Raw genomic sequence first — 12,755 nt, 5'->3', positions numbered from 1 at the left:
TTTATTCTGATTTTGAGATGAGTTCGTTTAATTCTGTAACCGTTTGTTTTATACTTTCAGATTCAAAAATATCACTTACCAAAGCATATAAATCTGGTTGAAAATCGACAATTTCATTGATGTTTTTACGATTGATTCCCCCTATGACACAGACAGGGACATTGAGTTCTGCTTTAGCTTTGGAAATAACTTCTTTGCTTACCACATCGGCTTTAGGCTTGGTTTTGGAGGGATAAAAAGCACCAAATGCCACATAATCGGCTCCATCTTTTACCGCTTGTTTTGCGCGTTCTATATCTCCGTAGCAGGACACTCCAATAAGCATTTTTTCTCCAACTTCTTCTCGAGTTTCCTTTACAGTTTGATCGGAGAAACCAACGTGAACTCCATCAGCACCTATTTTTTTGGCTAATTGCACTCGGTCATTTATAAAAAAAGTGGCGTTTTTTTGGTCACACAAAGCTTGCAGAGATTTAGCAATAGGCTCTAGTTCGTCATCTGTAGAAGACTTATCTCTTAGTTGTATGACTTTGGCTCCTGCCTCCAAGGCTTCTTCTACCTGTTTTACAATGGTAGATTTTGGAGTTAGTACTTCGTCTGTAACAGCATAAATTCCTTTTAATGATTTCATTTTTGTATACAATTAAAAAAACCGCTTCATGTGAATACACGAAACGGTTTATTGATTTTTTTTCAATTTTTGTTTCGTTTTCCTACGCTGATATTATTCAGTTCAGGTTCTAGGATATACTCTCAGCCTTTCAGCACTCCTAACGACACTATAAAAGTAAATAATGTAAGTTAACTTATCACCTTCAGAGGTTCTAAATCTCTGGATTTTACATTAATTTTAAGATTAAGCCTAAGCTGAATATCGTTAAGCGTAAATTATAACGGAAATAAAATCAGAAAAAACGTTCTAAACTACTTTGACAGGATTTTTGTCTTCATCTATAGCTACGAAGGTGAATTCTCCAGTCACCGCTTTTTCTCTGAATTCTGTATACATCTCTTCTACAAAAATATCTACTCTCACTTTTAGGCTTGTATTGCCAACGTAGGTTACAAGTCCTATTAGTTCAATTATTGTTCCAGCTGGTATTGGTTTTTTAAAATCAATTTTATCACTACTTACAGTTACCATACGTTGTCTGCTAAACCTAGTTGCTGTTATAAAAGCGGTCTCGTCCATGGATTGCATGGCAGTTCCTCCAAATAGGGTATCGTAATGATTTGTAGTGTTTGGAAAAACGGCTTTAAAAATGGTAGTCTTTGAATTTTCAATTCGCTCTTGAATGGTCATACTCTTAAATTAAGATGCTAAGGTAGTTTTTTTCACAAACTTAGTTTGATACCAAATTTGCATTTAACTTGTCTTAAAAAACTGAATTATTTTTACTCCCATGATTAAAAAAAGCCAAGCATTTGCGACATTATAGGTTCAATTTGGTATAATCTATAGAAGTTGGATTTACTTCATATAAAACAAAACCCCCGCATCAATAGACGCAGGGGTTACTAATAATTAGATTATAGAGTGTTATTTCTTAATAAATCTTTTAGTCATTGTATCTTTTCCTGATGTCATCATCAAGAAATAATTTCCTGAGGATAAAGAGGATACATCTATTGCAGTATTCGATCCATTGGGTGTTAAAGACATAAGTTGTTTTCCTTGTATATCAAAAACAATCACTTTATCAATGGTTAATGGAGTATTCCCAAGTTCCAGATATAAGGTCTGTTGAGCAGGATTTGGGTATAGTGCTACTTCCAGAGTCTCAAATACGTTTGAACTTAATGTACAGGTTGAGAAAGGATCTAACACTGTAATACTCACTGTTTCCTGAGTTTGGTTACCACTAGTATCAGTCACTATATATGTGACCTCTACCATTTCATTTTCAGGGTCATAATCATCACAGTTGAAATTAACTTGACTTAACTCCTGAGTTGCGATACCACAATTATCTATTGAACCTCCATCTACATCTTCTAGGGTAAGTGTTGCATTACCGTCCTCATCCAATTCTAAAACAATATTCTCATTCAATAGTATTTCTGGATTTTTATTATCTTCAACAATGATATCTTGAGTTTGAGTACTAACATTTCCAGAACTATCTTCAAATTCCCATGTAATAGTAGTGTTTTCTACAATAGGAAATTCTACTGTTGTCGTTCCTTCTATTTCCCCTGTATCACAATTATCTTCTGACGTTGGAGCAACAAGTTCTAACACTTCACATTGAGCTATAACATCTTCTAAAACTGCTTGATTTGGCACTGGCGCTACAAAATCTCCAAAAGTGACAGTTACGGAAAGACGATCTTGGCTTTCACATTCACCTACTAAGTTAGCAGCATAAAGTGTTTCTCCATTAGAGATTGTATAGTCCGGTGCTAGAACAGTTCCATCATTTTCCTGAGCATACCAAACAACAGTTGCAGTGTCTACTTCTAATTCCTCCAACAAAGGTAGAGAGCAGAAATCTTGTTCTGCTTCGCCTACCGGCATAAGGACATTACAAGTCCCAGCAGGTAAAAGAACTACTGAGTAATCCTCAACCTCTCCCCAATCGAAAGATTCACAAGATGATGGTAAACCATTCCACTTCATAGAGACTCGCATTCTTAAGTTTTCTCCTTCTACAGCACCTTCAGGAACTGTAAAAGAACTACTTACTTCATCACTTGTAGATGGTGGAGCAGATAAGATAAGCTCACCATCATCTGTAAAATCTCCGTTTAGATTAAAATCAATCCAAACATTAATTCCTTCGTTATAAACTGTTCCTGGCCAATCGGGATTAACTGTAATTGTATACGATTCTCCTACCACAAGGTCAGTGGAAAGATTGGTAAAATCTGAGTAACCTGGTCCAGCTCCAGATTCATTATCTAAAGCATGTAATCTTACTCTGGCGATGTGCTCATCACTGGTATTTTGCCCTGAAGAATTACAATATTCTAAAACAAATTCTTCAGTTGTGAATGTTATGATTTCAGAATATTCTGACGTGGTGTTTTCAGTTAAACATTGAGTTCTGATTTGAACTTCGTAGGCAGTCAATTCTGTAAGACCCTCTAAGTTAATTGTGTTAATTTGTAAACTACTTTCAATCCATTCAGTGGTTCCTTCTTCTCTATATCTGAAATCAAACTCAGCTCCTCCAGGAGCATTATCCCAAAATAACGATGCAGATTCAGAATCTACTCCACCAACTGTAATACCAGATGGAGGAACAGCTTCACAAACAACTGGCTCTGCATTAAGACCAGTCACAATTAAAGTGAAATTCTGCTGTGCATTGGTCAGATTGCCCTTATGAGTAACTGAGATCGTGTAAGTACCTGTTGCGTTTTCAATATCCACTCTTTCGAAGGGGTCCTTGGAATTGTTCGCCTTTTCATTGGTAATGACGCCGGTTAATCTCCAAGGAAGATACTCGGTTCCTGTTTGTTCTAAGGTTATATCAAGGTCATTCACCAATCGAGCTTCATCAGAATTGACTTGAGTTGTTGCTACACCAGCAGGATCTGTCCAAGAAATAGAAGCTAAAAGTGCATCAACATCATTACTTTGCACTTCTAAGGTATACGTTTGGCCAGGAAACAGAGACAATTCATTTACAACAGCACCATTATCTTTTTGACTCAAAGTTTCAGCAGCTCTTTTAGAATTCATTAATCCCCAACCAAATCTTGCATCAGGGCCTTCCAAACCAGCATCATCTGCGGTATGCAAAATAAGACCTTTAAGTGTAGCAGATCTCATATAGTTCCCGAAAAGATTATTTGCGTGTTGTTGAAGCAATAATGCACTCCCAGCAACATTAGGAGAAGCCATAGAAGTCCCTGAAATAGTGCCGTAGGATGCATCTCCAGTAGCATACGTTGAAAAAACACCGGTTCCATTACCTGTAATATCTGGCTTAATTCTTAAATCGTCTGTAGGGCCTTGACTACTACTGGAGTTGATGACCACAGAAATTAACTCTCCATCCTCTGAAACGTTAGCATCCTGACCATTAGCTACGACCAAGTTGTTTTTTGAAGTAGAATGCCCTGTTAATTTATCAAAGCTAGGATTTGCAGGATCTAAAGGGGAGCCATTCCAAGATGCATTACCATCGTTTCCCGCGGCTACAACCATTAAGTAATAAGGAGCATTATAGTGTATTACATCCCAACTTCTGGATTCCCCGATGTAACCCCCAAAATAATAGTCTGGTAATGTATTTGGCCTAAATCCGTAGGAATGGTTAGAAACCAACATACCTTGAGCGGCGGCAGCTGTTGCCTCAGCTTTGTCATTATTCCATTTATAACCTTCAACTTTGCCCTGCGGAGCCATTCCCTTTGCATTTGGAACCACGCCAGAAGCCATGATGGTCCCGGTGACATGAGCCGCATGAAAATTTAAATCTAAACCTTCCGAGGCTACATCCATTAATGTAACTCTACTGCTCCCGGAGGTTTGGTATTCTTGATGAGCGACTCTAGCATGACCGCCATCCCAAACATGGGCTGTCATATCTTGTCCATCTAAGTTAAATCCAGTTGAGCCACCAATATTTAAATGATCTGCTCTCGTTGAACGAGCAGCATCTACATTATACGTTTGATAATAAATAGGAGTTCCATTAGCATCGAAGCGTTGAAGTTCCGCATAACTCCCATCTTTTAGGGTTAGAGAAATCTCTAAATTTCTACGTTTAGCCTGATTTAAAACCGATTGTTTTTGTGACGTAAACACATCACTAAAATTATTTGAAAGTTGATTTAGTAAGGTAGAATTGTATTTGGAAGTAATTCTTTGTTTTTGAGCTTCCGTTTGTGAAAAGGTCGTTAAGCTGATAGAAACAGTAAGACTAAACATCAAAAGCTTGATGTAATTTGATTTCATGTTTTTTTTGTTAAATAATTAAGGATTTAAAATTAACAAATAACACTATATTAACTAATGCAAAAACGTTAATTTTTTAAACAAAAAAAGGCCAACAAAATTGTTGACCTTTTTAAAGCTGTAAAATTATTACTTTTAGTCTACATTATCATGGAGAAACGAGTTGTTGGATCTAAAGTTTAAATTGTCCTTATCACCTTCAACACTTGTTCTTGACAAACCTTTTCCTTGAGATTGATTATGATCTAGTTCGATGCCTGCACGCTTGTAGGCGGGCTGCTTTTCAATCTCATCAATATTGTTGGTATTCCTGAATTTATAATTAAACTGTTTCATTTTAGCCTTGCGCTCCGCTGCTCTTGAAGCTAGTTCAGACAAAGGCGTATTCATGGGATCTACCTCATCAGTATCTCCCTCGGGCTCAATCGATCTTGATGGTTTTACAGTCCGTTTCGAAAAATTAATCTCATCGGACTCGCTGGCATTTTTAACGTCATTCCTTTTTTGAGGTTTTGGAGACGGCTTATAATCCTCCTCCTTTTCCATAAATTCACTAAGATCGTACTTCTTAATATCGCGATTTGTTTTCTCATGATAAGAATTAACTTGCTCAGCTTCATTCACTTCAATATCCCGTGATGATTTATCTGATCTCCCTTTAGGACTCTCATCTTCATCATCTTCGTCATTAGAAAAATCAAAACTTAGCATTCCTTCTGAAGCATTGTCGTCTTCAGAATTAGGCTCTTCCAAAATTTCAAAATCGTCTTCGTTCGCGTTAACAACTTCAAAATCAACCTCTAAGTTGTTTACATCTACTTTGTTTTTATCATCATCGACCTCCTCTTGATTATCGTCAAAATTCAGTTCATGAACTACTTTAGACTTTTCAGTGTTCGATTCGCTTCTATTTGCTTTTGGCCTAGATTGTGGGGCCTCTATTTGTTGCTTTTTGAACCTCCCAGTAGATAAATTTTGCTCTATTCGCTGATCGTCTTCTAGCGTATGAATGATTTTTTTGGTTTCTGTATTGACAATTTCATCTTGTTGCTCGGTATCAAACCCAGTAGCAATAACAGTAACTGAAATGGAGTCTTCCAAGCTTTCATCGTCACCAACTCCCATAATGATATTGGCGCTATTACCAGCCTCGGCTTGGATATGATCGTTGATTTCTCCTATCTCATCCAAGGTGATTTCATCTGTTCCTGAAACAATAAGCAATAGGACATTTTTCGCTCCTTTAATTTTGTTATCGTTTAATAAAGGAGAGTCTAGAGCCTTCTCTATGGCAATTTGTGATCTATTTGCTCCAGAAGCTTCAGCAGATCCCATAATGGCTGTTCCGCTGTTACTAAGAACTGTTTTAGCATCACGCAAGTCAATATTCTGCGTATAGTGATGTGTAATAACTTCCGCTATTCCTCGAGATGCTGTGGCCAGAACTTCGTCAGCTTTAGAAAACCCAGATTTAAAGCCTAAGTTTCCGTAGACTTCTCTTAGTTTATTATTATTAATAACGATTAAAGAGTCTACATTGTTCCTTAATTCTTCAACGCCAAGTTGAGCTTGCTCATTTCGAGTGCGACCTTCAAACTGAAAAGGAATAGTAACGATACCAACCGTAAGAATATCCATTTCTTTTGCAAGTCTAGCAATAACTGGAGCAGCACCAGTCCCTGTACCTCCACCCATTCCTGCCGTAATAAATACCATTTTGGTATTTGTGCTCAATAAGCCTTTTAGATCTTCTCTGCTTTCTTCTGCAGCCTGTTTACCAATATCGGGGTTGGCTCCTGCTCCGAGTCCCTCGGTTAAGTTGACACCCAACTGTATTTTGGTAGGAACAGGACTATTCTCTAAAGCCTGAGAATCTGTATTACAAACGACAAAATCGACGCCTTTAATACCTTGACTAAACATATGGTTGATGGCATTTGAGCCACCGCCACCTACTCCAATTACTTTAATCACATTGGACTGATTCTTAGGGAGATCGAATGAAATATTTTCGAATTCTGGTTTACTCATAATTATTTTCTTTTGGTTGGTGTACTATTCTGCGTTGTCTAAAAATTCTTTTAATTTATCAAACCATTTCTCAACCACATTTCTACTTGGTCGTGCTGGTTGTTTAGGTTGTTCCGGAATGGGCGACTTTTCATGAGAAGCACCTTCACCCTCTGTATTATGATCCGCCGCAGTCTCTTCAGGTTGCTCTGCATTGACTCCTAGGTGTTCTTCTTCAGCTTGTTCTCGTTCTTCTTTCTCAAACACCTTACGTTCTAGTCCATCCATCACTAGACCAACGGCTGTAGCATAAAGTGGACTCGCAATTTCTTTATCTGTTTCACCAGCAAGGTATTCGTTAGGATAACCTACCCTGGTATCCATACCTGTGACATATTCTACTAATTGCTTAAGGTGCTTTAACTGAGCACCTCCACCTGTGATGACGATACCTGCGATTAACTTTTTCTTTTGCTCCTCGTGACCGTAATTCTTTATTTCAAGATAAACTTGATCGATAATTTCTACTGCTCGGTAGTGAATTACTTTAGACAAATTCTTCAACGAAATTTCTTTAGGATCCCTACCTCTCAATCCAGGAATCGAAACAATTTCATTTTCTTTATTTTCTCCAGGCCAGGCAGATCCAAATTTTACTTTTAGCAGTTCCGCTTGTTTTTCAATAATAGAACAGCCTTCTTTGATATCTTCTGTAATCGCGTTACCTCCAAGAGGAATAACTGCTGTATGTCTTATAATTCCATCTTTAAAAATGGCCAGATCTGTTGTTCCACCACCTATATCTATTAGAGCTACTCCAGCTTCTTTTTCTTCTTGACTTAGGACTGAATTGGCAGATGCTAAAGGCTCCAAAGTCATACCGTTGAGCTCCAAACCTGAGTTTTTTACACAACGTCCAATATTCCTTATCGATGAAATTTGACCAACTACCACGTGAAAGTTCGCTTCTAGGCGGCCTCCAGACATTCCGCGGGGCTCCATAATTTCAGACTGCCCATCCACTTTATATTCTTGGGGTAACACATGAATAATCTCTTCTCCAGGGAGCATCACAAGTTTGTGGACTTGATTACACAAATTGTCGATATCTTCATCTTCTATCACTTCTTCTACATCATTTCTAGTGATGTAATCGCTATGCTGTAAACTCCTAATATGCTGCCCGGCAATACCTACTGTGACCCCCTCAACTTCAATTCCAGAATTGGCTTCAGCTTGTTGAACCGCCTGCTGGATGGACTGTATAGTTTGAGTAATATTATTAACAACTCCGCGATGCACCCCCAAACTTTTGGTTCTCCCAATGCCTAGAATCTCTACTTTACCATATTCGTTTTTGCGACCAATCATTGCTACAATCTTTGTAGTTCCAATGTCTAAGCCTACTGCAATATTATCTTCTTCCATCTGTGTAGATTATTACTTTATTGTACATACCACTTGGTTACCAAATTGCAAATCTATGCGTTTATAGTCATCTAATTTATTGTACTCCAAAGCTTTTGAATAAAAAACTTTATAATTTGTCAACTTTTTGTCAAGATAAGAAATTTGACCAAAATTGACGAGAAATTCTCTATCTCTAACGCTTAATACGTAGTGATTTTTAGATTCTTTTCGGATTGCAATAATATGTTTTTTAAAAAAATCATCCCCCTGAATTTTCATTAAAAGTGGATAAACTTCTTTTAAATCTTTTGGCCGAACACCATAGACCATAGGGACTCTAGAGGAATAGTTTTTAGACAAAGGCATAGGGTATCCTTCTGAGTCCAAATAATAAAAATCTTTATCTTTAATCCTCGCAATAGGTTCTCTTTGAACAATCTTCGCAGAAAGTTTTCCGTCCAAACTGTAGTAAGCTTCAGATGATTTAATCATTTCATTAGCATCCAAGGTGTTTTCAACACTCGCAAGCCTTTTTTCATCCATCAGCGAATCTCCATTGGCAACCATCATATCCTTTAAAATCTGCTCAACTTCTACTTCAGTAATAAACAGTTTGGAAGCATCCGTAAATTCTACCTGAAGTGATGTGATGGGTTTTGATTTTTGACGATGATTGGCAAAACCAACCAAAAAGAAAAGAGCTCCTACTATCAAAATCAATCTCATACTGTGTAAGTTGAATATTTTCATTTTAATAATTTTGAAATTTTTGAAGCCTCTACCCCTATGTCTCCTGCTCCTAGTAGAACTATAACTTCTTCGCTAGCCTTTTGAATTCTATTCTCTATATCATTTTTTGAAATAAGTTGCTTTTTAGGGTGATCGATCAACTCCAACAAAAACTTAGAGGTAATACCTTCGATAGGTTCTTCTCTTGCTGGATAAATATCTAAAAGATTTACCTCATCAAATTGAGCTAAGCTTTTCGCAAACTCATCTGCAAAATCTTTTGTTCTGGAAAAAAGATGAGGCTGAAAGATGACCACAGATTTCTTTTCGGGATGCATTTCTGAAATAGCTTGATGCACTGCATCAATTTCTTTAGGATGATGAGCATAATCATCGATCACTATCAAAAGATCCGATTTGTATACATAATTGAAACGCCTTTGCACGCCTTCAAAACTAGCCAAGGCTTTGGCGAAGCGATCTGCATAGCTAGGTTTAAAATCGATAGCTAGACACAAAGCTGCTGCTGCATTGAATAGGTTATGTTGACCAGGAAGTGAAAACTGAATGTCCTTAAGATTGAAATTCTCAGACTTAAAATCGAACCTATAACTACCGTTTTCTATTTTGATATGTTGAATGCTATAGTCGGCAGAATGATTTACTGCTATAGATTGAGCCTTAATATCTAGAGTCGAGTTTGCGTAGAGATGACCTTTAGGGACCAAATTTGAAAACTCTTGAAATGCTAAAGTCAGACTTTCGCTTGTTCCATAAATATCTAAATGATCTGCATCCATAGAAGTAATTACTGCAGCAGAAGGATGTAATTGAAGGAAGGATCTATCAAATTCATCTGCTTCTATAACGACGACGTCATCTCCATCTCCGATATAATTGGTCTTATAATTTTGGAGAATACCCCCACAAAAGGCGGTTAACTTGATCTGGTTTGCTTTTAAAATATGAGTTAATATCGCTGAAGTTGTCGTTTTACCGTGAGTTCCTGCTACGGCAAGAGTTGGCAAATTTTTAGTGATTTCACCTAGAATAAAAGCCCGTTTATACATATCAAAACCATTGGCTTTGAAATAATTAACCAGAATGGAATTTGAAGAAATGGCAGGGGTAAACACCACTAAAGTAGACTCCTGAGGAAGAGTTTTCAAAACGTTCTCTTCGATTTTTTGCTGATAATATACCTCAACACCTTCTTCTGTAAGAGTTTGAGTGAGTTCGGTTTTGGTCTTATCGTAACCCAACACCTTCAATTCCTTTTGGTTGAAGTATCTAGCCAATGCACTCATCCCGATACCTCCGATACCGATAAAAAAAATGTGTGTATACTGTTGTATTGGCTTCATTTACTTTTGTTTTCTATTCGTTCAATTTGGTCTACAATAGTCTTTGTCGCGTTGGGTTTTGCTAATTTCAAAATATTCTGAGACAACTTTTCTTGAAGGTGTTCACTGGAGATTAAGTCTTTAAATACAGATTCAAAATGCTTTTCCAAATCACTTTCTTTTAGCATTATCGCTGCCTCTTTATCTTCTATGGATTTCGCATTTTTAGTTTGATGGTCTTCAGCTACATTTGGCGAAGGAATAAAAATCACTGGTTTTCCCACTAAACTCAATTCACTCACCGCACCTGCACCAGCTCTGGATATGATGACATCCGCAGACGCATAGGCCAAGTCCATTTTAGAAATAAATTTTTCAACCTTTACAGTGTCCGAAGTTAGGGAGGTGTAGCGATCGAAGTAGATCTTACCACATTGCCAGATCACTTGAAGATCTTCCGCTTTGAATAAATCCAATTGACTTGCAATCAACTCATTGATTCTCTGTGAACCTAAACTCCCTCCAATCACTAGAAGTGTTCTTTTTGACGGATCAAGTTGAAAGTGCTTTATACCCAAGTCACTTTTATCAGCTATATCCAACAAATCCTTTCGAACTGGATTCCCTGACAAAATAAGTTTTTGCTTAGGGAATAAACGGTCCATTCCCTCGTAAGCTACACAAATAGAATCGGCTTTGCCAGCTAACCATTTATTGGTCACTCCAGCATAAGCATTTTGCTCTTGGATAAGGCTTGGAATTTTTAATAGTGAAGCCATTTTCAGTAGTGGTCCACTAGCAAATCCACCTGTTCCTATCACGACATTAGGCTTAAATGCTTTTATTAATGCTCTAGATTTCAACATAGAATTAATCAGCTTTAGAGGAAACAAAAGGTTGCCAAGAGTTAGTTTCCGCTGAATCCCCGATATCCATAGTCCTTCAATTTTGAAACCTGCTTCTGGAACTTTAGTCATTTCCATTTTTCCTTTAGCTCCAACAAATAAAAACTCGGCATCTGGAAATCTAAATTTTAATTCTTCTGCAATAGCGATAGCCGGGTAGATATGTCCACCAGTTCCTCCTCCTGAAATCATGTATCGCTTCGTACTCATATCGTTTCGCTTAAGACTTCTAATGGGTTTTCTATCGCTTTATTGTCTTCTCTCTCCTTCTCTTTGGCTTCAGCTATTGATCTGACTTCGTTATTTGCACTTACGCTAATAACAATACCTAGGGATAAACACGTCATCCAAATGGATGTTCCTCCACTTCCCACCAGTGGTAGGGTTTGACCTGTCACTGGCAAAAACTCAACCGCTACGGCTATATTCACAAAAGCCTGAAAAATAATAGGAATACCCGCAGCAATCACCAATAACCTGCCGTAGGCTGTTTCTGATTTTGTAACGATAATGGCCATTCTATACAACATAAATAAGTAAGCTAAGATCACCCCCAATCCACCTACCATTCCCATTTCTTCTACGATAATGGCATAGATAAAATCTGAAGAGGATTGCGGTAAAAAATTACGCTGCACACTTTTGCCAATACCATTTCCAGTAATCCCTCCGGTTGCAATGGCTATTTTGGCCTTTTCAACTTGATATTGTTCTTTGCTTTGTTCATCTTGAGTAAAAGTCTCTATTCGACTTATCCAGGTATCTACTCTATTTGGAAATAAATCTGGAAAAGCTTTGGCGGTAAGTCCAAATAAAACCAGACTTAACATACCAATACCTACAATAGCTCCTGTATATTTCATACTATAACCTCCTACAAAAGTGAGGATTAGAACTATAAAGAAGATGATTGCGGCTGTTGAAAAATTTGCAGGTAGAATAAGTCCTACCACGAGAAATACCGGAACCCACAGCGGTAGGATCGTTTCTTTAAAGGTATATTCAGTATCTTTTATTTTTGATAAATACCTCGCGACATAAATCAGTAAAACCACTGAAGCTAAAGTTGAAGTCTGGAAGGAAAAGTTTACAATAGGGACTTGTATCCAACGGCTTGCATTAGCTCCTTGCATCGTTGTTCCTTGGAGAAGGGTCACAATCAATAATACAATTACAATAGGTAATAAAATTATAGACAAGCCTCTGAAATAGCGATAAGGTATTTTATGAGTGGCATACAGGATTGAAAATCCTAATACCAAATGGATAAAATGTTTGATCAAATAAGCAAAGGTACTTCCACTCGCTCCATTGAGATAGGCTAAGTTACTAGAGGCACTATACACGGGAATGAAGGAGAAAATAGCTAAAAGCGCAGCCACAGACCATAACATCCTATCGCCCTTAATACTTCTCAAAAAATCTGTCAGTCCTGTGCTTGTTGACATT

Annotated in this window: 9 protein-coding genes and 1 riboswitch; all 9 genes read right to left on the bottom strand. The window is 37.5% G+C overall.

The annotated features are described in order from the left end of the window. Position 1: 1 nt before the first annotated feature. The 9 genes from thiE to PGOND44_RS11750 all read right to left on the bottom strand — a co-directional run bounded on the left by thiE (position 2) and on the right by PGOND44_RS11750 (position 12,754). Complete coding sequence (gene thiE / locus PGOND44_RS11790) at positions 2–631, bottom strand: thiamine phosphate synthase (RefSeq protein WP_003442419.1); 630 nt, start codon at positions 629–631, stop codon at positions 2–4. A gap of 62 nt (positions 632–693) precedes the next feature. Beyond that, positions 694–782: riboswitch (TPP riboswitch) on the bottom strand. Positions 783–919: 137 nt separating this feature from the next. Further along, positions 920–1,303: an acyl-CoA thioesterase gene (locus PGOND44_RS11785; protein ID WP_003442418.1), complete on the bottom strand. Its 384-nt coding sequence runs from the start codon at positions 1,301–1,303 to the stop codon at positions 920–922. A gap of 237 nt (positions 1,304–1,540) precedes the next feature. After that, a complete protein-coding gene (locus tag PGOND44_RS11780) occupies positions 1,541–4,909 on the bottom strand; it encodes a S8 family serine peptidase (RefSeq protein ID WP_003442417.1) in 3,369 nt (1,122 codons plus the stop codon). A gap of 135 nt (positions 4,910–5,044) precedes the next feature. Next, complete coding sequence (ftsZ, locus tag PGOND44_RS11775; RefSeq protein ID WP_003442416.1) at positions 5,045–6,940, bottom strand: cell division protein FtsZ; 1,896 nt, start codon at positions 6,938–6,940, stop codon at positions 5,045–5,047. Between the two features lie 24 nt (positions 6,941–6,964). After that, positions 6,965–8,347, bottom strand: a complete 1,383-nt coding sequence (ftsA, locus tag PGOND44_RS11770) for a cell division protein FtsA (RefSeq protein WP_003442415.1) — start codon at positions 8,345–8,347, stop codon at positions 6,965–6,967. A gap of 12 nt (positions 8,348–8,359) precedes the next feature. Further along, positions 8,360–9,079 (bottom strand): cell division protein FtsQ/DivIB, encoded by a 720-nt coding sequence (locus PGOND44_RS11765; RefSeq protein ID WP_003442414.1) that lies wholly within the window; start codon positions 9,077–9,079, stop codon positions 8,360–8,362. Further along, positions 9,076–10,422 (bottom strand): UDP-N-acetylmuramate--L-alanine ligase, encoded by a 1,347-nt coding sequence (gene murC, locus PGOND44_RS11760; protein WP_003442413.1) that lies wholly within the window; start codon positions 10,420–10,422, stop codon positions 9,076–9,078. The genes PGOND44_RS11765 and murC overlap by 4 nt, the downstream gene beginning before the upstream one ends. Beyond that, the gene (murG, locus tag PGOND44_RS11755; RefSeq protein WP_003442412.1) at positions 10,419–11,516 is read right to left on the bottom strand and encodes an undecaprenyldiphospho-muramoylpentapeptide beta-N-acetylglucosaminyltransferase; all 1,098 of its coding nucleotides are present in this window, start codon (positions 11,514–11,516) and stop codon (positions 10,419–10,421) included. Before murG ends, murC begins: the two co-directional genes overlap by 4 nt. Continuing rightward, on the bottom strand, positions 11,513–12,754 hold the full coding sequence (locus PGOND44_RS11750) for an FtsW/RodA/SpoVE family cell cycle protein (RefSeq protein WP_003442411.1): 1,242 nt from the start codon (positions 12,752–12,754) through the stop codon (positions 11,513–11,515). Before PGOND44_RS11750 ends, murG begins: the two co-directional genes overlap by 4 nt. Position 12,755 lies beyond the last annotated feature (1 nt).

Origin of the sequence: Psychroflexus gondwanensis ACAM 44 (assembly GCF_000355905.1) — a bacterium.
Classification (GTDB): Bacteria; Bacteroidota; Bacteroidia; order Flavobacteriales; family Flavobacteriaceae; genus Psychroflexus; species Psychroflexus gondwanensis.
Note: the sequence above shows the minus strand (reverse complement) of the source record. Positions and strands in the feature narration are given on the sequence as shown.